The organism is Caenibius tardaugens NBRC 16725 (assembly GCF_003860345.1).
GTDB lineage: Bacteria > Pseudomonadota > Alphaproteobacteria > Sphingomonadales > Sphingomonadaceae > Caenibius > Caenibius tardaugens.
The window spans coordinates 3,975,242-3,998,180 of the sequence record NZ_CP034179.1 but is presented as its reverse complement, the minus strand read 5'-3'; the positions used below and the strand labels follow the sequence as shown (position 1 = coordinate 3,998,180).

Sequence of the window (22,939 nt, the reverse complement as noted above, 5' to 3'; positions counted from 1 at the left end):
GTGTTTGTCCTTTGCATGAGGCTCATCTTTCCAGAACACGGTCGGCGAGCGCTTCGCGCCCCTGCCAGCCGCGCAGTTCCAATTCGGGCGTTTCCGATTCTTCCACGGGATAGCCGATGCACAGCAGCGCGATCAGCGACCAGTGCGCCGGCACATCGAGCAGGGCCTGCACTTCCCCCGGATCGAGGATGGAAACCCAGCCGACGCCGATCCCGCGCAGTCGGGCCGCCAGCCAGAGATTGTGCACGGCCATGACGCAGGAATAGCGCAGCATTTCGGGCATGGTCGCGATGCCCAGACCGTGCCCCGCTTCGGGCTGCTCCTCGCAATAGACCGCCAGCAATTCGGGCGCCTCGCGCAGGCCATGCAATTTCAGCGACAGATAGTGCTGCAGGCGCGAATCGCCGGCATAGCGCTCCGCCGCCCGCGCGTTCGCGCCGTCGACATGCGCGACCAGCCTGTCGCGCAGCGCCGGCGTGCGCAGCCGCACGAAGCGCCACGGCTGCGAATGCCCCACCGATGGCGCCAGCGCGGCACAATCGAGCATGGTCCGCATATCCGCCTCCGCCACCGGTTGGGACGCGAAATGGCGGACATCGCGGCGCCAGCGCAGCAGTTGCCCGAACTGCTGCTGGAAAGACGCGTCAAAGAGGGGCGGGGTTTCCGGCAAGGCGTGGTTTCCGATCAGAATTCGATGCCCGGCTGGGCCTTCACGCCCGCGCGGAAGGGGTGCTTGACCATCGTCATCTCGGTAACGAGATCGGCCGCCTCGATCAGCGCGTCGGGCGCATTGCGACCGGTGACGATGACATGCTTCATCTCGGGCTTGGCGGCCAGCACCTCCAGCACCTCGTCGAGCGGCAGATATTCATAGCGCAGGGCGATGTTCATCTCGTCGGCCATCACCATGTGATAGGCGGGATCGGCGATCATCCGCTTCACCTCTTCCCACGCCCGGCGCGCGGCGGCGATATCGCGCGCGCGGTCCTGCGTATCCCAGGTGAAGCCCTCGCCCATCGGCTTGAACTCGACATGGTCGGGGAAGGCGTCGAACACGGTCTTTTCACCGGTCTGCATCGCGCCCTTGACGAACTGGACGACGCCCACCTTCATGCCATGGCCGATAGCGCGGATCACCATGCCCAGCGCGGCGCTGGTCTTGCCCTTGCCCTTGCCGGTGTGGACGATCAACAGGCCCTTTTCGCGCGTCTTGCCGGCCATGATCGTGGTGCGCGCGGCCTGTTTTTTGCGCATCTTTTCGGCGTGGCGGGCATCGTCTGCGGGCTCTGCGCCCGGCGTTTCACTTGGCATCGGCCTGTTCCTTCCGCATCAGATAGACATCCATGATCCAGCCATGGCGCGCGCGCAGTTCGGCCCTTTGCGCGGCGATGCGCGGGGCCGCCTCGGCCAGCGGGCCATGGATCAGCACCTCCTGCGCCATGCCGAGATAGGCGCCCCACCAGATCGACACGCCCTGCGGCGCCAGCACCTCGAAAGCGCAGCCGGCATCGAGCATGACCACAGCCGTATCGGCATCGCCCGGCCAGCCATGCGCACGCAACAGCCGCCCGGTGGTGATGGTGACCGCCCCGGCCAGCGCGTTCAGCGGGATGGCGTGGGCCGCGGTCAGCAACTGGATGCTGGTCAGGCCCGGCACGACCCGCACGCGCAAGGGCTGTCCGCCCGCCTCCAGCCTTTCGGCGATCCTCAGCGTGCTGTCATAGAGCGAGGGATCGCCCCAGACGAGCAGCGCGAGCCGGCCCCCGGCGGGTAGATGCTCGGCGATGCAGGCGCGCCATTGCGCCGCGATCGCCGCGTGCCAATCGTCGACCGCATGCGCATAGGCGGCTGCGGCATCGCGCTCGGGCATGGCGAATTCGACCACCCGCACGGGGCCCGTCAACGCATGGTCGCAGATCGCGCGCCGCAGGTCGATCAGGTCGGACTTCGCCGCGCCCTTGTCGGGCAGCAGGATCAGGTCCGCCTCGTTCATCGCGCGCACGGCCTCTGCCGTCAGATGATCGGGGTTGCCGGTGCCGATGCCAATGAGCGCAAGGTCGATCATGCCGCGCCCCCAAGAAGGATATGGGCGGCATCGCGCGCGATCATGTGGAAATAGCTGCCCGTCACCCCGCCGCGCCGCGATCCGGTTTCCGCCACCACCGCGCCATCGGCATCGGTCACGCGGGCCAGCGGTTCGTCGCCCTGTTGCACGATCGTCGAGTAATGGAACTCGTGCCCGCGCAGCCGCGTCCCCGCCGCCATGCCGGCGATCGGCCCCAGCAATTCGGCCCGGCGATAGCCCAGATGCATCCGGCGCTGCGCATGGCTGGTGACGAGACCAAGCAAGCCGGCCATGCGATGCGCCTCGCCCGCCTTGTCGATCAACGCCTCGCCCAGCACCATATAGCCGCCACATTCACCATGGACCGGACGGGTTGCGGCATGCGCGCGCAGGCCATCGAGAAACCGCGCGGCGGCGGCGATGGTACCCGCGTGCAGTTCGGGATAGCCGCCGGGAAGCCAGACCATGTCGGCGTCGGCGGCGGGCGCTTCATCGGCCAAGGGCGAGAAGGGCAGGATTTCGGCGCCGGCCCTGCGCCAGCCTTCCAGCACATGCGGATAGACGAAGGAGAAGGCCGCATCGCGCGCCATCGCGATGCGCTGGGCCGGCGGCGCGGGCAGGTCCGCTGGGTCCGGCGACGGCGCCTGCCCCGATGTTGCGGCGGCGCGGCAGATCGCGTCGAGATCGGCGTGCTCGCTCAGCAAGGCGGCGTAATCGGCGATCGCCGCATCCAGCGCGGGATGCTCCACCGCCTGCACGAGGCCCAAATGCCGCTCGGGCAGGACCAGATCGCCGCGCCTTGGCAGCGCCCCCAGCACCGCGATACCCGCCGCATCCAGCCCCGCGCGCGCCAACCGCTCATGCCGGGGGCTGGCCACGCGGTTGAGGATCACCCCCGCCAGCGTGATCCCGCTGTCGAGCAGCTTGAAACCCAGGGCCGTCGCGGCGGCGGACTGCGCCTGCCCCGAAATATCGAGCACCAGCACCACCGGCCAGCCCATGCGGCGGGCGATATCGGCGCTGGCCCCATTGCCGGTGGCGCCGATGCTGGCGACACCGTCGAACAAGCCCATCGATCCTTCCGCAAGGATGATGTCCGCGCCCTCGGCCTCGCCCGCGATGGCATCGAGCATGTCGCCATCCATCGCCCAACCGTCGAGGTTGAACGAACGGCGACCGCTGGCGGCCCGATGGAACGCGGGATCGATATAGTCGGGGCCGCTCTTGAACGGCTGCACCACCATGCCGCGCCCGGTCAGCGCGCGCAGCAGGCCGAGCATCACCGTCGTCTTGCCCTCGCCCGAGGCGGGCGCTGCGATCATCAGGCCCGGGATCGCACCGGCAGTGGGCAGGCGTCCGCTCACTCGGTCACCCCCGAAAAGCGCGAATGCGCATCCTGCGGACGGAAACGCCGATCATAACCATGCGCGTACAGGCTGCTTTCGGCGAAATCCTGCGCCGCCAGCACCCGGCCGACGAGGATCAGCGCGGTGCGTTCCATGCTGCCAGCGACCGCATCCCCGATGCTGGCCAGCGTCGCCCGGACAATGCGCTGATCGGGCCAACTGGCCCGCCATACCACCGCCACCGGGCAATCGGCGCCATAGGCGGGGACGAGATCCGCCACCACCCGATCGAGATTGTGGATCGACAGATGGATCGCCAGCGTCGCCCCCGTCACGGCGAAATTGGTCAGGCTTTCCGCCGGCGGCATGGTGCTGGCCCGGCCCGGCGTGCGGGTCAGCACCAGCGATTGCGACAGCTCGGGCAGGGTCAGTTCGGCCTCGAGCGCGGCGGCGGCGGCGGCAAAGGCGGGTACGCCCGGCGTGACCGTGAAGGGGATGTCCAGCGCGCGCAGGCGGCGCAACTGCTCGCCCATCGCCGACCACACCGACAGGTCGCCCGAATGCAGGCGCGCGACATCCTGCCCGGCGGCATGCGCGGCGGCGATCTCGGCGATGATCTCGTCCAGCTCCATCGGCGCGGTGTTGATGATCCGCGCACCCGCCGGGCAATGATCGAGCACCTCCGCCGGGATCAGCGAGCCAGCATAGAGGCACACCGGCGATGCCGCGATCAGGTCGCGCCCGCGTAGGGTCAAAAGGTCGGGTGCGCCGGGGCCGGCGCCGATGAAATGTACGGTCATGGCAGAAATTCCTGAATGGTGAGGCTGGCGGCAAGGGCGCAAGTGGCCATGCGATCGGGGGAAACATGGCGCGGCCCCAACAGGCGCGCACCGGGGCCGGCGGCGGCCAGCGCACTGGCTTCGGCGAGGCTGCCGGTGGCGCGCGCGGCAAGGCTGGCGGGCGAATGCGTGTACGTTGCCACGCTGGCGATCTCCTCGGGCGACAGGCCGCGCAGGGGCAGGCCCAGACCTTCGGCGAGCGGCATCAACGCCGCCGCCTTGTCGGCTGCGGTGGCGAGATGGGTGGCCGCTGGTTGCCCCTCTTGCGCCAGCGCCAGCGCGTCGCGCAGCGAGGCGAGGCCCGTACCCTGCCGAAAGCCGAAGCCGGCGACGATCATCGGGGCAATCACAGCACCACACTCCATTGCACCACCGGATAGCGCGCCTTCCAGCCGCGCCGGTCACCCAATGGCGCGGCATCGGCCAGCTCGATGCGCAACAGCGTGCCCCCCCTCTCGGCGTGCCATTGCGCGACCAGCGCTTCGGATTCCAGCGTCACGGCATTGGCCACCAGCCGCGTGGCGGCGGGCAGGCGCGTCCACACGGCTTCGAGCAGAGTCTGCGACAGGCCGCCGCCGATGAACACCGCATCGGGCCCGGGGCCATCGGGCAAGGCGTCGGGCGCGGCGCCGGTCACGATCTCCAGCCGGTCCACGCCCAGCGCCCGCGCGTTGGCGCGCGCGCGTTCGGCCCGCGCGGGATCGGCCTCGATCGCCAGCGCGCGGTTGGCGGGATGCGCCAGCAGCCATTCGATTCCAATCGACCCCGAACCGGCGCCGATGTCCCACAGGCACTCGCCGGGGCGCGGCGCAAGGGCCGACAGCGTCAGCGCGCGCACCGGTCGCTTGGTGATCTGGCCATCGTGGTCGAACATCTCATCGGGCAGGCCCGCCGTGCGCTGCATCGCCGGCCCCTCGCCCGCGCATTCCAGCGCCACCGCGACCGGATGCGCGATATCGGTGAAATCGAGCGCGTCGGCGCGCGCATTGCGGATCCTTTCGCGCGGTCCACCGAGCGCTTCGAGCACATGGAGCCGCGATGCGCCGAACCCCTGCCCGGCCAGCCACGCGGCCAGTTCCGCCACCGCCGCACCGTCGCGCAACAGCACGATCGCACGCGCACCCGCCGCCAGATGCGGGCGCAGCCGCGCGACAGGCGCCGCATGCAGGCCATGGCAGGCGATGTCCTGTAGCGCCCAGCCAAGCCGCGCGGCCACCAGGCTGAAGGTGGACGGCGCCGGATGAGCCACCCACTCATGCCGCTCCAAATGGCGCGTCACGCTGCTGCCCGCGCCGAACCAGAACGGATCGCCCGAGGCGAGCATCACCACCCGACTGCCGCGATGCGCCAGCAACGCCGCGATGCCATCGGCGAAGGGCACTGGCCATTCCAGCGTGCGACAGCTAATCGCCAGCAACAGGCTGAGGTGCCGGGCCGATCCCATGACCAGATCGGCACCAGCCAAAGCCTCGCGGCTCGCAGCGGACAGGCCATCCAAACCATCCTCGCCGATGCCGACGATCGTCAACCACGGCGCTTGCCGGAATGCGGGAGCCAGTTCAGCCATGCCCAACCTCCTCCTGCTCGGCGGGACGACCGAGGCGAGCGCGCTGGCGCGCCTGCTGGCGGAACGCGGCATATCTGCGGTGCTGAGTTATGCCGGTCGGACGCGTGCGCCCGTCGCCCAGCCCTTGCCGGTGCGCATCGGTGGTTTTGGCGGTGTCGCGGGGCTGGCCGCCTACCTGCGTGAACAGCGCGTGACGCATCTGGTCGACGCCACCCATCCCTTTGCCGCGACGATGAGCGCCCATGCCGTCGAGGCCGCGCAAATGGCAGGCATCCCGCTGATCGCGCTGACCCGTCCTGGCTGGCAATCCGCCGCCGGGGATCGCTGGACCCATGTATCCGACATCGCCGGCGCAGTGTCGGCGCTGGCGGGGCCGCCGCGCCGGGTCATGCTGGCGCTGGGGCGGATGCATGTCGATGCCTTCGCCGCCCAACCCCAGCACCATTACCTGCTGCGTTTTGTCGATGCGCCCGACAAGCTCCCGGCGCTGCCCCATCATGATCTGGTCGTCGATCGCGGACCCTTCACCGTCGCGGGCGATACGCGCCAGTTGCAGGGCCATGCCATCGATCTGGTCGTCTGCAAGAATGCCGGCGGCACCGGCGCCGAGGCCAAACTGGTCGCCGCCCGCAACCTCGGCCTGCCGGTGCTGATGATCGACCGCCCGGCGCTGCCCGTACGCATCGAGGTTTACCGCCCCAAAGAGGTGCTCGCCTGGCTGGATCATGCTGGTACCTCCACCACCGAGCGCGGCGTATAGAGGATCGGCCCTGCGGACCGCGCGATTATCCGCGTCAGGCTGGACCCCACGATCACCATGGTGCGCATGTCCGCCATCTCGGCGCGCGCCTCACCCAGCGGCACGATCCGCAGCTGTTCCTCGGGGGTGGTAACCGCACGGGCAAACAGCACCGGGCGATCATCGCCGCACGCCGCGCGCAGCACTTCAAGCACGCGGGCGAACCCTTCGGGCCGGGCCTTCGAGCGCGGGTTGTAAAAGGCCATGGCGAAATCCGCCTCGGCGGCAAGCCGCAACCGCTTCTCGATCAGCGCCCACGGCTTCAGATTGTCCGACAGGTTGATCGCGCAGAAATCATGGCCCAGCGGCGCCCCGGCGCGCGCCGCCGCCGCCAGCATCGCGGTGATCCCCGGCAGCACGCGGATGTCCAGATCGCGCCAGATCGCCGGCCCGGCCTCCAGCGCCTCGAACACCGCCGCCGCCATGGCAAAGACGCCGGGATCGCCCGAGGAGACGACCACCACGCGCCGCCCCTGCGCCGCCAGTTGCAGGGCAAGCCCGGCCCGGTCGAGTTCCACCCGGTTGTCCGAGGCGTGCAGCGTCAGCCCGTCGCGCGGGGTGATACGGGCGACATAGGGGATGTAGCCGATAACGTCGGTCGCCTCGGCCAGCACGGCACTGACTTCGGGCGTGACCAGCGCCGCGTCGCCCGGCCCAAGGCCGGCGATCGCCAGCCAGCCACCATCACCAGACGCCGTCATGGCCTGCGCCGCGTTCATGGCCTGCGTCCTCGGCCATGGATCAGCAGGATCGAGAAATAGGGGGTGACGCTGGTCGCATCGGCCAGCCGCGTGACCGTCTGGCCCGGCATCGCCGCATGTTCGACCAGCCATGCCGCCTCCTCGCGCCCGGCGGCGGCGACGGCGCGGCGCAGCTTGGGCAGGTTGCGCCCAATCTTCATCACCACCAGCGCATCGGTGTCGCGGATACGGCGCGCCAACTCGTCTTCGGGCAATGTCGCCATCGCCACGGTCAGCACATCGTCGCCCCAGGTGATCGGCACGCCCGTCGCGTTCCACGCCCCGGCCATGCCGGTAATCCCCGGCACCACCGCCACCGGCACCACGCCCGACAGGCGCGCATGCAGGTGCATGAACGAGCCGTAGAAGAACGGATCGCCCTCGCACAGCACCACCACATCCTCGCCGGCCTGTGCCAGAGCGGCAAGCCGCGCCGTACATTCGGCGTAAAATCCCGCGAGGCAGTCGTTATAGCGCGGGTCGGTCAGCGGAATTTCGGTGGTGACCGGATATTCCATGGGCAGTTCGACAACGTCGGCGCGCAACATCCCCTCGACGATGCGCCGGGCCTGTCCCGGACGGCCAGCCTTGCGGAAATAGGCGACATGGCGGGCGCCGCGCACGAGCCGGTCCGCCCGGACGCTGAGCAGATCCGCCGCGCCCGGCCCCAGCCCGACGCCGTGAATCGTGCCGACCGGCGGCGAAGAGGATGCCACCACGGTCATTCGGCGCGGCTCGCCAGCGCGTTGATCGTCGCGACGGTGATCGCGCTGCCGCCCAGCCGCCCTTCGACGATGCAGCAGGGCACCGGCGGCGCTTCCCACAGCGCCGCCTTGGATTCCGCCGCGCCGACAAAACCGACCGGGCAGCCGATGATCGCCGCCGGGCGCGGACAATCGGGGTCTTCCAGCATGTTGAGCAGATGGAACAGCGCGGTCGGCGCATTACCGATCGCCACCACCGCGCCGGCCAGATGCGGTCGCCACAATTCCAGCGCCGCCGCCGAGCGGGTGTTGGCCATGTCCTGCGCCAATTGGGGCACACTAGGCTCATGCAGGGTGCATAGAACCGTGTTGTCGGCGGGCAGGCGCGACCGCGTAACCCCTTCCGAGACCATCCGCGCATCGCACAGGATCGGCGCGCCCGCCGCCAGCGCCGCGCGGGCGGCCTCGGCAAAGCCCGGCGAGAAGCGGATGTGCGGCGCCAGTTCGACCATCCCCGCCGCGTGGATCATCCGCACCGCCACCGGCTCTTCCTCGACGGAAAAGCGGGCGAGATCGGCCTCGGCACGGATGGTTGCGAAGGATTGGCGATAGATCGCCGCGCCATCGGTTTCATACGCATGGGGCATCAGTCAGCTCCGAAATAGGCAAGGATGGCTGCGCGATCGCGCGCCGGTTGATCCGTGGGCCGCGCTGCAATGGTTTTGCCGGCGAGATGATACATGCCCTCGCGCCCCGTCACTTCGACATCGGCGGTGCGGGAGCGAGCGCAGTGCTTGTCGCAGCCCGAAACATGGAGATGCCCGGCGACATGCGGCGCCAATTGGCGGGCAAGCGCACGCGTTTCCACCGAGGCCTGCGGGCAGTCCGGGGCGCCGGGGCAGGCATCGGCGCGCAGCAACGGGTCCGCCGGATCGCTGATCAGCCCCGCGACTTCGCCAAATTCCGCACCTTCGCCGAATTCCGCGCCTTCGAACGCGATCACCCGCCACGGTGTGACCCGCATGGCGGTGGCACCCGAGGCTTCTACCGCATGCGCCAGCACCTCACCGTGGATCCGGCCGAACGGCACGCCGTAGGCCGCGCCCATCTCGATGGGGCCGGGCATGATGGCGCCGACCGATGGCGCCGGCGGGACGGTAGCCGCAAGCTGTGGCGGCAGGGCCGCGCGATGCCGCCCCATGCGTCCGGCGGCGGCACCACCGCTCTCCACGAACCACCGCGCAAGCGCGATCAGCGCGTCGACTTCACCGCCCGGCGCCAGCGCGCAGCCCTCGGCATGCCCCTCGGCGCGCAGGATCAGCCCACCGTCGGCCCCGCGCTCGATGCGGAAGTCGCCCGGCTCGTCGGCCAGCCGCCGGACCAGGCCAGCATCAACGACAAAGCCGACCTTGCCCGGCAGTGCCGGAAACTCGCCCAGCCGACCGGCCAAAGCCGAGGCGATGCGGTGGCTGTCGTCGCCCTCGCGCCAATCGGGCGCGATCAGAATGTTGCGGCGCGTCTCCCGCGCGGCATCGGCATCGACCAGCCCCAGCGCGATCAGCCGCTCCAGCAAACCCGGCCAGCCGCCCTCGTCCACGCCCCGGATCTGGAGATTGGCGCGGCGGGTCACGTCGATCTGCCCGCTGCCATGCGTGATCGCGGCATCGCACAGGCCCAGCACCTGCGCGCGGGTGAGACGGCCCAGCCGCGGCTTGACCCGCACCAGCAACCCATCGCCCGACCGCATCGGGCGCCAGGCATCGGGACACCAGCCCTTGACCGCAAACCCGCTCATGGCGTGCCCTCCTGCCCCGAAGCCAGCGGCAGCGCGGCCAGGATCGAATTGCGCCGCGTCGCCCACAATCCGGCGGCGTGCAACGCGGCAAAACGCGCCTCCATCGCCGCCAGCGCACCGGGATTTTCGCGGCGAAGGAAGTCGCGCACCTCGGCGCTGCCCAGCGTCGCGTCGTGATAGAGGTCGAACAATTGCGGCGGCACGCTGCCCGCCAGATGCGCAAAGGCGCCGAGATGGTCGAGCGTGGCCGCCAGCTCCGCTGCGCCGCGAAAGCCGTGCCGCATCATGCCCGCAACCCAGCCGGGATGCGCCGCCCGCGCCCGCACCACACGCGCGATTTCCTCCTGCAGGGTTCGCGCGCGCGGGCTGGCCGGATCGCGATTGTCGAGGTGATAGAGCGCCGCCGCGCCGCCCGTCAGCGCCTTCGCCGCAGCAAAGCCCGCTTCATGCGCGGCATAGTCCATGCTGAGCAGCAGGTCGGTCTCGGGCAGGTCCTGCAGATGCACGAAGGCATCGGCACCCGCCACGCGCAGCCGCAAGCCATCGGGGTCTTCGGCGGATTTGGACGCGTCCCCCGGCAGATCGAGCGCGTGGCTTGATGCGGCGAGCCACGCCTCGCCCGCCCGGCGGCGCGCCTCGTCGGTGTAGGTCTCGGTCGTATCGCCCAGGCCGAGCCCATAGGCGCCCGGCGCCGGACCATAGACGCGGGGGCCCACCGGGCGACCGGCAAAGGGGTTCCAGTCGGCAGGCTCGTCGCGCCCGCACAGCGCCCGGACCGCCTGCCCGAACAGCGCCGGCAGCGCGGGAAACGCATCGCGAAACAGCCCGGAAACCCGCAAGGTGACATCGATCCGTGGCCGGTCGAGCAGCGGCAAAGGCAGGATCTCGATCCCGGTCACGCGTTCGGAAGCCATGTCCCACACGGGTTTCACCCCCAGCAGGTGCAGCGCCATGGCGAATTCCTCACCCGCCGTGCGCATCGTCGCCGAGCCCCACAAATCGACCACCAGCCCGCGCGGATAATCGCCGTGATCCTGCAAGTGGCGGCGGATCAACTCCTCGGCCAGAGTCACGCCTTGCGCATGCGCCGCGCGCGAGGGGACCGCGCGCGGGTCGATCGTGTAGAGGTTGCGGCCCGTGGGCAGGACGTCGCGCCGCCCCCGGAACGGCGAGCCGGAGGGCCCCGGCGCCACCCGCCGGCCATCGAGCGCGGCGAGCAGCCCCGCCCTTTCGCCGGCGCCATGATCGCCCCGCCCGAAAACATGCAGCCCGTCGCCGAACTGGCTTTCCTTCACATCGCAGACGAAGCGGTCGATCCGCGTGATCGCCTCGACCAGCGTGGTCGCGCCATCGAGCCCCAATTCGGCCTCCAGCCCCAGCGCCCGCGCCTCGTCGCGGATAGCACCCTGCAACCGGTCGCGGCGCGCCGGATCGAGGCCGCTGGCGTTGGAAAATTCATCGAGCAGCGCCTCGAGGCGCGCCAGTCCCGCCCCCGTACCCGACGGCGCCAGCGGCGGCGGCGCGTGGCCGAGGGTCACCGCCCCGATCCGCCGCTTGGCTTGCGCGGCCTCGCCCGGATCGTTGACGATGAACGGATAGATCACCGGCAGCGCCCCGGTCAGCGCCTCGGGCCAGCAGGTTTCCGACAGCGCCACCGCCTTGCCCGGCAGCCATTCCAGCGTGCCATGCGCGCCGACATGCACCAGCGCGTCGACCCCTTGCGCATGCAGCCAGAGATAGAACGCCACATAGGCGTGGCGCGGGCAGCGCGAGAGATCGTGATATTCGTCATCGCGGCTGGCAGTTGCCCCGCGCTCCGGCTGCAAGGCGACCAGCGCATTGCCCGCGCGGATCGCGGCAAAGCGGAACGCGCCATCGACGACCGCCGCATCGCTTTCGGGATCGCCCCAGGCCGCCGCCAGATCGGCGCGCAGCCCTTCCGGCAAGGCGGCCAGCGCTTGGGCGTATTCGGATACCGGCCATGCGAGATGTTCGCACAGCAGAGCGCTGGCCATGTCCGCCACCGGCGCGACCGCGTAGCCAGCATCGGCGAGATGGGCGAGTATCGCCTCTGCCGACGCCAGCGCGTCCAGACCCACCGCATGCGCCATCTGGTGCGCCTTGCCGGGATAGGTCGAGAGCACCAGCACCGGACGGCGGTCGGCGGCGGGCTTTCGCGCCAGTGCGATCCACCCCGCCACCCGGTCGACGATCGCGTCGACCCGCCCCGCATCCGCGCGGTGCACTTGGCGCGCGAAGCCAAGCTCGGGATCGCGCTCGCCCGCTTGCTTGAAGCTGGCGACCCCGGCCAGCACCCTGCCATCGATCTCGGGCAGAACGACATGCATGGCGAGGTCCGCCGGGGACAGCCCCCGCGCCGCCTGTGCCCATGCCGCCCGGTCCGATGTCGCCAGCGCCACCTGAAACACCGGCACGCCGACGCCGTCGAGCGGCGTTTCACCCGCCTCATCGCGCGCGGAAAAGGCGGTGGCGTTGAGGATCGCGACCGGCTGCACGCGCCGTACCCATTCGGCGACCTGCGCGCGCACCTCGGGCGCCTTCAGCGAGGGCGCGAAGATCGACAGCGTCGCGAAACCCCGCCGCTCCAGCGCCGCGTGCAGCGCCACGAAGGGGTCGAGATCATGCGCGGCGAGGTAGGCGCGGTAGAAGACGATCAGCACCAGCGGGCGATCCCCCGCCGGAACGAAACCATCTGCCGGAATGACGCCGCGATCGGGATGCCAGAACCCCGCCGTCGGCAAGGGCGTTTGCTCGGCGATAGGCGTGTGGCGGAGCCCTGCGGTGGCGGCCAGCACGCCCAGCGCGGCCCGCGCCGCCGACGCCCCCCCCGCCTCGCAGCACCGCGCCAACGCGCGCAAGATCCCGACCGGCACCGTCGATGCCGCGTCGAGCCGCGCGTCGGGCCGGCCATCGCCCGACAGCACCGCCAGCGCGATACCACGCGAACGGGCCAGCAGCTCCACCTGCTGAAGCCCATAGGCCCAATAGGGCGTCCCCCCGATCAGCCGGATCAGGATGGCCCGCGCGCCCGACAGCGTGCGCTCCACATAGGTATCGACCGAGAGCGGATGCGCCAGTGCCGCCAGATTGGCGAGCCGCAATGCGGGAAAGGCCGGATCGGCCTCGCGGGCCTGACGCCATCCGCCCGCAAAGGCCCCCAGATCGCTGTCCGAAAAGGACAGGACCACCAGATCCGCGGGCGACTGCCCGAGATCCTGCGGGACGGCACTTTCCTCCATCCCATGGGTTTCGCGGAAGATGACGTGCATCGCCGGCGTTCAGCCTTCGAGCACCGCGCGCAGCACGCCGTGGTCGATCGCGTCGTGCTCGGCGATGGCGACTAGTTGGGTCAGGCGCGACTCGCCCGGACGCCACGGGCGGTCATAGTGGTGGCGCACGCGCGCGCCGACCGCCTGCACCAGCAGGCGCATCGGCTTGCCGGTCACGGCGGCATAGCCCTTCACACGCAGGATCGCATGATCGCGCGCCAGCGTCTCGATCCGGCGCGCAAGGTCCGCCGGATCGGCGATCTCGCCAAACGCGATCACGGTGCTGTCGAAATCCTCGTGCTCGTGTTCATCGTCGCCGTCGTGGTGCGACGGGCGCGCGGCGATGTCGTCCTCGGCGGCGGCGCCAAGCCCCAAGATCACGCGCGGATCGACCACGCCCTCGGCCATCTCGATCACCGGCACCGGGCGCGGTGCCTCGGCGGCGATCACCGCGCGGGCGGCGGCGATGCCCTCCGGCCCGGCCAGATCGCACTTGGTGAGCAGCACCATGTCGGCGCAGGCAAGCTGGTCCTCGAACACCTCGGACAGCGGGGTTTCGTGATCGATGCCCGGATCGGCGGCGCGCTGCGCCTCGAGCGCGGCAAGGTCTGGCGCGAAACGGCCAGCGGCGACCGCCTCGGCATCGGCCAGCGCCAGCACGCCATCGACCGTGATCCGGCTGCGGATCGCCGGCCAGTCGAACGCCTTCAGCAAGGGCTTGGGCAGGGCAAGGCCCGAGGTTTCAATCAGGATGTGATCGGGGCGCGGATCGAGCGCCAGCAACTTCTCGACCGTGGGGATGAAATCATCGGCCACTGTGCAGCAGATGCAGCCATTGGCCAATTCGACGATGTTTTCCGCCGGGCAGTCGGGAATGGCGCAGGATTGCAGGATGTCGCCGTCCACCCCCAGCGTGCCGAATTCGTTGACCACCACCGCCAGCCTGCGGCCGCCGGCATTGCGGATCAGATGGCTGATGAGCGTGGTTTTCCCCGCGCCCAGAAAACCCGTAATGATCGTGACCGGCAGCTTGGACAGGTCGGACATGGCAACTTCCCCCGCGCGCCGGAGCGAGAAAGCGCAGGGCTTGCCGGACAGGTCCGGTCGGCGCGCGGGCGACGGGCGGGCGCGACAAGGCACCCGTGACCACGCGGCCGTGCAGCCCCAGCCGCACAGCTTCGTCGCTCAGACGGAGAGTTACCGTGCCGTGACCATCCCCTGGATCAGGCAAGAGCGACCGGTGCGCCGGCAGGTCTCCTGGCTCGCGGGTCACAGCTTGATGCACGCCTTCCCAGACTTGCCGAGGCGCAGTCCAGTGGCCGCCCCCGCAAATGAGGGGCATGTGCATCGCGCTATCCGCTTACAGTTGCAGGGACAGCCGCGGATTTGGAAAGCCAGGCATTCCGCACCGCATTCCCGATTAAGCCCCGTTCGGGGCACCGGCGCGATCAGTGAAGGGCCGAACAGGCCGGACCTTCGCCGCGGCCCCTATCGCAAAATGAATGGCAAGCCAATCCTTGTCGCCGGTTTCACGGATAACCGCTCACCCGGCGACCGGCACCTCGATCTCGTCGAAGCGCTTCCAGCGGTAGATCGCGAAGCTGGCGAGCCAACACAGCGCGAAAAGCCCGATGATTGCAAAGCCAAGGCTGTTGAAGTTCTCGCCCAGCCTGGTCGCCAGCCCCCAAGGCCAACCGGTCAGGCCAAGTTTGTCGCCAATTAGGGCCAGAGTTTCGATTCCGCCGATCAGGATCGCCACGATGGCCGAGATCAGGGTGATGGTGATGTTGTAGTAGAGCTTGCGGAGCGGCTTGACGAAAGCCCACTCGTAGGCACCCAACATCACTACCCCGTCCGCCGTATCGATCAGCGCCATGCCGGCAGTGAACAGCGCGGGCAGGACCAGGATCGTGCCGATCGAAAGCCCGTTGGCGGCCTGGTTGGCGGACATGCCCAGAATGGCGACTTCGCTGGCCGTATCGAAGCCGAGACCGAACAGGAAGCCGAGCGGGGCCATGTGCCAGCTCGTATTCACCAGGCGGAACATTGGCCGAAACAGCCGCGAGAGCAGACCGCGCGAGCTCACCAGCAGATCGAGGTCGTCCTCGACATAGGTTCCACCCGCGCGGACATGAGCAAAAATGCTCCACACGGAACGCAGAATGAGTAGGTTCATGCCGGCGATGGTGAACAGGAAGAAGGCAGAAACCACGGTGGCGATCACCCCGCCGATTTCCTTGAATGCGCCGAACCGGGAGAGAACGCTGGCAGTGAGGGCGATGGTGATAGAGGCCACGGCGATAATCGCCGAATGCCCGATCGCAAACCAGAAACCGACCGCAATCGGTCGCTGCCCCTCCTGCATCAGCTTGCGGGTCACGTTGTCGATGGCCGCGATATGATCGGCATCGACCGCGTGGCGCAGGCCCAGCCCCCAAGCGAGCAAGGCCGTGCCCAGCATCAGGGGTTGTGCGTGAAAGAGGCTAAACGCCCAGGTCCAGGCAGCGATATTGGCGGCGATCAGCCCGGCGAAGAGAACGGCGATCCGCCGGCGCAGGGAAGCAGGTTTGGCGAATGGTGGCATGATCGTTTCCGAGATTGAGGGACGAAAGCCGCGCGGCGGAACAAACCCCGCGCAGCCCGGTCGAACGGCAGCGTCAGAAATTGAATTTCGCGCCCAATCTGAGGGTTCGGGGTTCGACTACCCGGCTGAGCCGGCCTTCCACCGGGCGGCCGGGGTCATAGGCCGGGATGTAGGATTCGTAGAAATAGGCGATGTCCTTGTCGCGGCTGTCGAACACGTTCAGAACCTCGCCGAACAGCTCGATCCGCTTGCCCTTCCAGGCTGCGCGGGCATTAACCACCGTGCTGCCTTTATCGCGAACGCTGTTGTCCTCGATCAGCGGCGATGGCCCCAGGTGACGCACCCGAATGCTCGCCTCCCAGGGATCACGGACAATGGCCACACTCGCCGATGCGGCATTCTCGAATGCGTTGGGGATGTGATCGCCGTTGTCGTAGCGAGCGTGGCTCGCCGTGTAATTGGCGTCGAGTGCGAGCCAGGGCAGCGGCCGCCAGAAGGCCACGATCTCATAGCCGTGGCGGCGGCTGGCACCTGACGGTTCGACCGCATTGGAATCGCCGACAAAGCGAAGTTCGCTATCGACGTCGAGCCACCAGTATGTCGCCGTGAGCGACACGCCGGAAAGTTGCAGGCGCGCGCCCAGTTCCTTGCCCACACCGCGAACAAGAACAGGAACAGGGGTGGCCGAGTTCACCGCCCCCCGGACGTCGTTGGAGTGGAAGCCTCGGCCCCAGTTGGCGTAGACCTCGAAATGGGGTGAAATCGCGTAAGCGGCCGATAGCTTGGGCGAAACGATCGAGGCCGAACCACTCCCTTCGCCAAGCGCGGCGGCGACCGCGTCCCGGGCCCTCACCGAATAATGGTAATAGTCGCCGCGAACGCCGCCGGTCAGGCGCAGACCCGGGGCCGGCTTCCAGGTCGCTTCCGCGTAAAGCGCGCCCGACAGTTCTTCGACACGATAGTGTCCCAATGAGGCCAAAAAGCGCCGGTCAGCCGTATGATCGACGCCGACATTGCCAATGCGGTCATAGCGGTTCTCCGTGCCCACGGCCAAGGCCAGGCCATGCGCGATGTCCCAGTGTTTCTGGGCCGTGAGCCCCATGACCCAGCGGCGGTCGAACTGCTCGATTTGTGCGCTGGAGCCGTCCGGATCGGCGTAGGTGGGATTGGAGAACATACTCCAATCATAAAATTGCGCATAGGCATTGGCGTGCCACGTCGGCTGCTTGATAGCGATGTTGCCAAGGATGCGCGTCGTCTCTCCCCGCGCCGATGAATCGGGCGAACAAAACACGTCGGCACACAGCGGCGTCCCGATGATCCGCTCGGGGATCTGTTCTGTCGGGCGCCATGTCGCACGGTAGGCATGAAGCGAAACCTCCAGCGTTCCCGCGCCGACCGGCACGCGGGATTTGGCAAAACCGGAATAATGCCGCAAATGTTCCGGCTCCTGCCAGGGGCCGTCATAGACTTTCGCCTGCGCGACCAGCGTAAGGTCACCGGGTCCGAAATTGCGCAAGGTCGCGCCTGCGGCAACCCGGCGCCAACCGTAGGAGCCACCCTCGACCGATAGCCATGGCCGGGTGAATGCATCGACGGTCGTCATATAGGCAGCCCCCGCCAGCGCGAAATCACCGCCATCGGCGCGGTATGGGCCTTTTCGGAAATCCTCTTTCGCAACGATTTCGGGGATGAGGCCGTTGAGATCGAGATAGCCCTGACCGTGCCCATGCGTGCGAAAGTTCATCTGCACGCCATCGATATAGGTCGTGAAGTCCGAGCCATGATCGAGATTGAACCCGCGCAGGAAATACTGGTTGGCCTTGCCGCTGCCCGAATGCTGGGCCGCAACCATGCCCGGCACCGCCTCAAGCAGTTCGGCCACGCGCAGCAGTGGCCGAACGAGCAAGTCGCTTCCGCCGATACTGCCTTCGCTGGCGGCCTGCGCTGTACCGATCTTGGCCTCACCACGGCCGAAAACGACGATTGCATCGCTTCCGCCATCGGTTTCGGTGTCGGCAACCGGATTGCTCTCTTCCGCCCAGGCATTTGCAGGCACAGCCCCGAAAATCAGGGCGATCGCGCCGCTGGAAAGGATGGTCTTGATCACGAAATGGTCCCCCGGCGTCTTGCGACGTGGCGGGGGCGTGCCGTTCACGAACGGTCGGCACGCGTGGCGACCGGACGCCATGGGCGGTCGACACACGTCTCCGATGCGGCCCCAGCCGCTCGTTCGTCGCTCAGACGGAGTTCACCGTGCCGCGGCCATCCCCTGGACCAAGGCAAGAGCGACCAGACGCCGGCAGGTCTCCTGGCTCGCGGGTCAAAGCTTGATGCGCGCCTTCCCAGGCCTCGCATGATTTAGCGTCCGGCCCAGTGGCTGCTCCTTCAACGAGGAGCGATGTGCATCGCGCTATCCGCTTACAGTTGCAGGGACAGCCGCGGATTTGGAGGCAAGCCCCGCACCGCATTCCCGATTAAGCCCCTTTCGGGGCACCGGCGCGATCAATGAGAGCCGGATAACCCGACTCTCGGAGCGGCTACCTAAACGAAGTGAGGGGGATTGCAAATGCTTGCCTGGCGCGTCAGACGATCGGCCAGCCCGATTTGCTCGGATTGGGGCTACGCCGCCTCCTTGTAGCTCGTCCGATTGCGGCCGGCGTTCTTGGCCTTGTAGAGGGACAGGTCAGCTTCGCGCATGGCCTCCTCCGGATCGTTCTGGATCGTCGCGATTCCCGCCGAAAACATCAGGCCGATGAAATCTCGGAGGATCGTAAATTCCCTCGAAAATGTCAGCTAACATATTATCTTATCTAATTTTCCTCTTAGGCGCCCTCAGCCTTGTCGTGATCGATTTCTGTCTCATCAAATCCAGCGCCCATTGGAGATGAACAGCGGCAAGGTCCGCGTCGAGCCTGTCGAGCAAGACAAGGGCTTCGCGCATCAGGTCGGCCGCCCTGCCCTGCATGACGTCCCGTTCCATCATTGCTCACCCCTGGTCACAACCGACGAATATCGCGGAACCAGGCGCAGGGAGTGAAGCCCGTTCCACTCAAGCTCGACTGCATTCTTCCCGGAACGCTTTGCGGTAATCACAAGCTGCTCGACACTGTCCATCAGCGATACGACGCTCCGCCGGTTCTGGGGAGAAATCAGCAAGGCTCCCATGCTGCATGTCACCATATTGGTGCGCCTGGCGAGAACGAAGGACAGGGCTGTCTGTAGTCCAATGGCGAAGCGTTCGCCCTTGTCGTGTGAATTGACAGCAACGAGGAAACCGAACCGGTCTCCTCCAATCCTTCCGAAGATGCCTGTGCTTCCTAATGACCGTCGAGCCTGCTGTGCGAAGGCCATCAGAACTCGATCGCCTTCTCGTCGACCGAAGCGGCCATTGATGGCTCCGAGATCATCGAGATCGACCACGGCGAGCAACACCAGACTTCTGCTTCCCTGCGTCGGCTCAACTGCCTGCTTCAAGGCGTCGTCAAACGCCTCTCTGGTAAGTGCCCCGGTCAAAGGATCGTGCCCGGCATGATTGCCCGGGCCCGTGGAGATGCGTAGAACTCTCGAACCAACCCAGCCGGCGAGTGCAAAAACCAGAACATGGACTGCCAGGTTGATGGGGGCCGGTCCGGATGCCGATAAGCCTGTGGTAAGGCCGATCAAAAACGCCACGAACCAGCCAGCTTTTTCGCCGAGTTTCCAAAACGCGACGCAGACAATCGGGATGTAGAGGGCTGCTGCGGTGATACTGGACAGAGCCGGCTTCACGGCCGCCAGCAGCGCGCAGGCGACGACAATACCCAGCCATATGCCTTCTCGCACGAACCGTTGCTGCCGATCGCCGAGCTGTTCAACGGGAACCTCGATGTTCACATCTTGTCCTACTCGACCAGCGCTCCAACTACCGTGCCGCGAGTCTTCCGGACAGCCGGCGGCACATCTCCGATTGGAGACGTGCCGGCCCTGGAACCGGGTGTTGGAAACCTGAAACACGTCAGGCGCGAACGCCTTTAGGCCGGGTGGCCCTGGACATACGCGTCCGCCACCCGGTCGCCGAAGCTGACCGGCTCGTGTTTCAGAAGGTTTCCACGCCTCCGCCCGCGCTAACGGGCAAGCCCTCGTTAGGGGATAAGCGTTAAGAAAAGCAAGTCGGTTCGGCCAACGTCGTGTTTCCCCTGATGTCAGGGCACAATACCGGTAAGTCGAACCTTGCCTGGTCCAGCCGATGGATGAACGCCAGACTACGAACACATTCAGCATGACGCCACGCGGATCGCGTTAACCCGAGATGGGTGAATTGCCCGATCACGGAGGGATAAATGCGCAAGGTGCTGCTGGCGGCAATATTGGGGGCCGGACTGTTCACAAGTGCTTCGGCGAACGCACAAAGCTGGGGCATCTATATTGGTAATGGTGGTGGTTATGCCCCGCGCTATCGCCAATTCGATGACGACGACAGGCTCGCGCGCTCAATATGCTCCGGCCAGAGGGCCCATGCACTCGAAAATCGTCTTGATCATGAAGAGGACGAGGATGAAATCGACGAAGACACCGCGCGCCGAATTCATTTTACGATTGATCGACTGGAGGACCGGCAGCGTCACGAATGTGCCGAGGGAGACTGGCCCGCCATCCGCGACATCGCTTACCGCTTTGACCGGATTGGGCAGTGGATCAACGCCGAAGCTCATGGCGGCTGGCAGCGAGGCTGGTGAACGATCAAACGCGCACCACTTGATCTGGGGCGATTTCAAAATCTCCGAAGGCGCACGTCGCTTCCGCTTGCACCGCCTCACACTGGCGCGAAAGCTGGAAAAACGGCGGTTATGATAAGCCGTTCCTTGGTCAAATTGCCCAAGGTTTGTCCAAGAACGATGACAAGCGGCGACAAAGTAACTAAGGGCGCCCGGTAATGGGCACTGTTCGAGCCTTCCTGCGCGATCATCGCACATTCGCCATCCTGCTGGTGGCGCTGGCGCTGTGCGTGAAGGCTTTGGTCCCGCAGGGCTATATGGTCGGCGGCGCTTCGAAGACCTTCACCGTTCAGCTCTGTCTCGACGGTGTCACCCACAAGGCTGTCTCGCTGACCATCCCCATGGATAGTAAGTCGCATGACGATGGCCAGTCCCAGGGCAAGGATGGCGGCCACTGCGCCTTCTCGTCGCTGACCATGGGCGCGCTTGGCGGCGCCGATACGCCGCTGCTGGCGCTCGCACTCGCTTTCATTCTGGCGCTCGGTTTCGCGCCCACAACGCCGGTCCTGCGGGGCCGGCCTCATTTTCTCCGTCCGCCGCTGCGCGGACCACCGGCTGCACTCTGACATTCTGAACTGAATTGTCGGAAGTGTCCGGTGTGCGCCTATGTCGCGCGCTCCGGATCAGCCGGAGAAAATCCCCATGCATATTCTTTTACGCTGCCCGGAAGGGCGGCGATTCGAAGACCTTGCGCCGCCAAGGTCGATCGAGGGCGATGCCGCCAGGGCCAGGCTGACATCGATAACCGTCCCCTTTGCTCTCCATGTGCAGCAGAACCGCTCATCCTTCCCCGCATCGGGCCGGTTGCCACTGCTGTCGATGCTGGGCCTGTCCTGTGCCGCCACCATCGCGCCCGCCATGCGCGGCCATTATCTGGTGCCGATCGCCGTGCTTGTCGGCATGGCATCGCTGCTGCTGGCGCTCGAAATATTCCAGCGCCAGCCGGTGCCTTCGGAAACGATCGAGATCGACTTCGACCGGCTGACGATCCGCGACCACCGCGGCAAGGTAACGACCTTGCCCAGCCACTGGACGCGGATCGAGGAACTACGCAAAGGTCCGTTCGACGTTCGCCTCATGCTGCATTACCACTGGCAAAGCATCGAGATCGGCCGCTGTGTCGATAGTACGGAACGCGCCCGCATCGCACCGCTGATCCGCGCCGCCCTCGCCCATGTGCGTGGAGGCGGTCAATGAGCGCTCTCACCCTCAGCGATGGCCAGGCCGGAGCCTTCAAACGGTTCCGCAGACGGACCTGGATCGCCATCGGCCTCTGTCTTGCCTTTCGCGCCGGCGATGCCGCGCTGCAGGCGACCACTCCCATCGACATTTCCAATCAGCTCATTTCCTCGGAGGACTCTCATGAAAGCCTTTCATCACGCGATTGTCGCATCGAGCCTGTCGCTGGCGATCGCGGCACCGCTGCTCGCACGTGACTATGTGAGCGGGGCCATCACGGTGGCGCATCCCTGGGCGCGCAAGACCGCGCAGGGTCAGCCGACCGGCGGCGGTTTCATGGTCATCACCAACAAGGGCAAGGCCGATGACCGGCTGATCGGCGGCACCACGCCGATCGCGGCCGAAGTCCAGATCCACACCGTCAGCATGGACGGCGGCATCATGCGGATGCGCCGCCTGGTCGATGGCCTTCCCATTGCGGCGGGCGCCAGTGTCGAACTGCGGCCAGGCAGCTATCACCTCATGTTCATCGGGCTGAAGGCGCCGCTCCAGGCCGGCACGACGGTTCCTGTCACCCTGCAATTCCAGCGCGCCGGACAGGTGCGCGTGGAATTTGCCGTCCAGTCCATGACCGCTAATCCCGGCATGCCCGCAATGGATCGCGATCATGCGCCGCGTTGATCGCCGGATCAGGGTGGGGCTTGCGGCCCTGCTACTGGCAGGCCTTGCTGCGTGCAGCAGTTCGCAGCCCGACGCGCCGACTGCATTCGGCGGGCCATTCGAACTGACCGCGCCCGATGGCCACACCGTGGGCAGCGCCAGTCTCAAGGGCAAGCCCTATGCGATCTTCTTCGGCTACACCCGCTGCCCCGACGTTTGCCCGACGACGCTCGCGCGCATGGCGCGGCTCAGGAAGCAGCTCGGACCGGATGGCGGCAAGTTTGCCATCGTCTTCGTCTCGGTCGATCCCGAACATGACAAACCAGAGGACCTGGGCCGCTATGTGGCCCTCTTCGGCACGCCCGTCATCGGACTGACCGGGGACAAGGAGCACCTTGCCCAGGCCGTGAAGAATTTCGGGGTCTTCTACCAGCGCGTGCCCCAGCCGGGCGGCGATTACACGATCGACCACACGGCCTCGGTCTACCTCATGGATCGGGATGGCACCTTCGTTTCCACCATCGACCATGACGAGAGCGACCAGATGGCGCTCGCCAAGCTCAAGCGTCTCATCGGCTGAAACAGCAAAAAGCATTCGAATAGAATTCAGGGGG

Annotated in this window: 24 protein-coding genes and 2 riboswitches; of the genes, 7 read left to right on the top strand and 17 right to left on the bottom strand. The window is 67.1% G+C overall.

Annotation, left to right across the window (positions count from 1 at the left end):
- Window positions 1–22: 22 nt before the first annotated feature.
- The 7 genes from bluB to EGO55_RS18825 are packed head-to-tail and all read right to left on the bottom strand — an operon-like array spanning window position 23 to window position 5,817.
- Window positions 23–670: a 5,6-dimethylbenzimidazole synthase gene (bluB, locus tag EGO55_RS18855; protein ID WP_021690573.1), complete on the bottom strand. Its 648-nt coding sequence runs from the start codon at window positions 668–670 to the stop codon at window positions 23–25.
- Window positions 671–684: 14 nt separating this feature from the next.
- Window positions 685–1,311 carry a cob(I)yrinic acid a,c-diamide adenosyltransferase gene (gene cobO, locus EGO55_RS18850; protein ID WP_021690574.1) on the bottom strand — a complete coding sequence of 209 codons (627 nt, stop codon included), beginning with the start codon at window positions 1,309–1,311 and terminating at the stop codon, window positions 685–687.
- Complete coding sequence (cobF, locus tag EGO55_RS18845; protein ID WP_040716069.1) at window positions 1,301–2,065, bottom strand: precorrin-6A synthase (deacetylating); 765 nt, start codon at window positions 2,063–2,065, stop codon at window positions 1,301–1,303. The genes cobO and cobF overlap by 11 nt, the downstream gene beginning before the upstream one ends.
- Entirely contained in the window at window positions 2,062–3,387 is a 1,326-nt protein-coding gene (locus EGO55_RS18840; RefSeq protein ID WP_040716167.1) for a cobyrinic acid a,c-diamide synthase CobB, read from the bottom strand. Before EGO55_RS18840 ends, cobF begins: the two co-directional genes overlap by 4 nt.
- Window positions 3,388–3,425: 38 nt before the next feature.
- Window positions 3,426–4,211 (bottom strand): precorrin-4 C(11)-methyltransferase, encoded by a 786-nt coding sequence (gene cobM, locus EGO55_RS18835; RefSeq protein ID WP_021690577.1) that lies wholly within the window; start codon window positions 4,209–4,211, stop codon window positions 3,426–3,428.
- Window positions 4,208–4,588 carry a cobalamin biosynthesis protein gene (locus tag EGO55_RS18830; RefSeq protein WP_040716170.1) on the bottom strand — a complete coding sequence of 127 codons (381 nt, stop codon included), beginning with the start codon at window positions 4,586–4,588 and terminating at the stop codon, window positions 4,208–4,210. The genes cobM and EGO55_RS18830 overlap by 4 nt, the downstream gene beginning before the upstream one ends.
- An 8-nt stretch (window positions 4,589–4,596) precedes the next feature.
- Window positions 4,597–5,817 (bottom strand): bifunctional cobalt-precorrin-7 (C(5))-methyltransferase/cobalt-precorrin-6B (C(15))-methyltransferase, encoded by a 1,221-nt coding sequence (locus EGO55_RS18825; protein ID WP_021690579.1) that lies wholly within the window; start codon window positions 5,815–5,817, stop codon window positions 4,597–4,599.
- Here EGO55_RS18825 and EGO55_RS18820 point away from each other — a divergent pair.
- Complete coding sequence (locus tag EGO55_RS18820; RefSeq protein WP_021690580.1) at window positions 5,816–6,577, top strand: cobalt-precorrin-6A reductase; 762 nt, start codon at window positions 5,816–5,818, stop codon at window positions 6,575–6,577. The two genes, EGO55_RS18825 and EGO55_RS18820, sit on opposite strands and share 2 nt — an antisense overlap.
- Here EGO55_RS18820 and cobJ read toward each other — a convergent pair.
- From cobJ to EGO55_RS18770, 10 genes are all read right to left on the bottom strand, one after another.
- Entirely contained in the window at window positions 6,541–7,335 is a 795-nt protein-coding gene (gene cobJ, locus EGO55_RS18815) for a precorrin-3B C(17)-methyltransferase (protein WP_021690581.1), read from the bottom strand. The genes EGO55_RS18820 and cobJ overlap by 37 nt on opposite strands.
- Window positions 7,332–8,081 carry a precorrin-2 C(20)-methyltransferase gene (gene cobI, locus EGO55_RS18810; protein ID WP_021690582.1) on the bottom strand — a complete coding sequence of 250 codons (750 nt, stop codon included), beginning with the start codon at window positions 8,079–8,081 and terminating at the stop codon, window positions 7,332–7,334. The genes cobJ and cobI overlap by 4 nt, the downstream gene beginning before the upstream one ends.
- On the bottom strand, window positions 8,078–8,707 hold the full coding sequence (locus tag EGO55_RS18805) for a precorrin-8X methylmutase (RefSeq protein ID WP_021690583.1): 630 nt from the start codon (window positions 8,705–8,707) through the stop codon (window positions 8,078–8,080). The genes cobI and EGO55_RS18805 overlap by 4 nt, the downstream gene beginning before the upstream one ends.
- Complete coding sequence (locus EGO55_RS18800; RefSeq protein WP_021690584.1) at window positions 8,707–9,855, bottom strand: precorrin-3B synthase; 1,149 nt, start codon at window positions 9,853–9,855, stop codon at window positions 8,707–8,709. The genes EGO55_RS18805 and EGO55_RS18800 overlap by 1 nt, the downstream gene beginning before the upstream one ends.
- A complete protein-coding gene (gene cobN, locus EGO55_RS18795; protein WP_021690585.1) occupies window positions 9,852–13,145 on the bottom strand; it encodes a cobaltochelatase subunit CobN in 3,294 nt (1,097 codons plus the stop codon). Before cobN ends, EGO55_RS18800 begins: the two co-directional genes overlap by 4 nt.
- Before the next feature lie 9 nt (window positions 13,146–13,154).
- Complete coding sequence (gene cobW / locus EGO55_RS18790; protein WP_021690586.1) at window positions 13,155–14,192, bottom strand: cobalamin biosynthesis protein CobW; 1,038 nt, start codon at window positions 14,190–14,192, stop codon at window positions 13,155–13,157.
- Between the two features lie 183 nt (window positions 14,193–14,375).
- A riboswitch (cobalamin riboswitch) is annotated at window positions 14,376–14,604 on the bottom strand.
- Between the two features lie 84 nt (window positions 14,605–14,688).
- On the bottom strand, window positions 14,689–15,729 hold the full coding sequence (locus tag EGO55_RS18785; protein WP_021690587.1) for a HoxN/HupN/NixA family nickel/cobalt transporter: 1,041 nt from the start codon (window positions 15,727–15,729) through the stop codon (window positions 14,689–14,691).
- A 73-nt stretch (window positions 15,730–15,802) separates the two neighbouring features.
- The gene (locus EGO55_RS18780; protein WP_021690588.1) at window positions 15,803–17,839 is read right to left on the bottom strand and encodes a TonB-dependent receptor; all 2,037 of its coding nucleotides are present in this window, start codon (window positions 17,837–17,839) and stop codon (window positions 15,803–15,805) included.
- A gap of 174 nt (window positions 17,840–18,013) precedes the next feature.
- A riboswitch (cobalamin riboswitch) is annotated at window positions 18,014–18,243 on the bottom strand.
- A gap of 108 nt (window positions 18,244–18,351) precedes the next feature.
- On the bottom strand, window positions 18,352–18,477 hold the full coding sequence (locus EGO55_RS18775) for a diguanylate cyclase domain-containing protein (RefSeq protein ID WP_021690589.1): 126 nt from the start codon (window positions 18,475–18,477) through the stop codon (window positions 18,352–18,354).
- A gap of 234 nt (window positions 18,478–18,711) precedes the next feature.
- A complete protein-coding gene (locus EGO55_RS18770) occupies window positions 18,712–19,605 on the bottom strand; it encodes a GGDEF domain-containing protein (RefSeq protein ID WP_021690591.1) in 894 nt (297 codons plus the stop codon).
- 446 nt (window positions 19,606–20,051) lie between these two features.
- Between EGO55_RS18770 and EGO55_RS18765 the strand changes: the two genes are divergently transcribed.
- From EGO55_RS18765 to EGO55_RS18740, 6 genes are all read left to right on the top strand, one after another.
- Window positions 20,052–20,447: a hypothetical protein gene (locus EGO55_RS18765; RefSeq protein ID WP_021690592.1), complete on the top strand. Its 396-nt coding sequence runs from the start codon at window positions 20,052–20,054 to the stop codon at window positions 20,445–20,447.
- A gap of 197 nt (window positions 20,448–20,644) precedes the next feature.
- Window positions 20,645–21,052 (top strand): DUF2946 family protein, encoded by a 408-nt coding sequence (locus EGO55_RS18755; RefSeq protein WP_021690593.1) that lies wholly within the window; start codon window positions 20,645–20,647, stop codon window positions 21,050–21,052.
- Between the two features lie 76 nt (window positions 21,053–21,128).
- The gene (locus EGO55_RS18750; protein ID WP_021690594.1) at window positions 21,129–21,683 is read left to right on the top strand and encodes a DUF2244 domain-containing protein; all 555 of its coding nucleotides are present in this window, start codon (window positions 21,129–21,131) and stop codon (window positions 21,681–21,683) included.
- Window positions 21,680–21,922, top strand: a complete 243-nt coding sequence (locus EGO55_RS20630; protein ID WP_156915570.1) for a hypothetical protein — start codon at window positions 21,680–21,682, stop codon at window positions 21,920–21,922. The genes EGO55_RS18750 and EGO55_RS20630 overlap by 4 nt, the downstream gene beginning before the upstream one ends.
- On the top strand, window positions 21,849–22,346 hold the full coding sequence (locus EGO55_RS18745) for a copper chaperone PCu(A)C (protein WP_021690595.1): 498 nt from the start codon (window positions 21,849–21,851) through the stop codon (window positions 22,344–22,346). Before EGO55_RS20630 ends, EGO55_RS18745 begins: the two co-directional genes overlap by 74 nt.
- Complete coding sequence (locus tag EGO55_RS18740; protein ID WP_021690596.1) at window positions 22,333–22,905, top strand: SCO family protein; 573 nt, start codon at window positions 22,333–22,335, stop codon at window positions 22,903–22,905. The genes EGO55_RS18745 and EGO55_RS18740 overlap by 14 nt, the downstream gene beginning before the upstream one ends.
- Window positions 22,906–22,939: the final 34 nt, after the last annotated feature.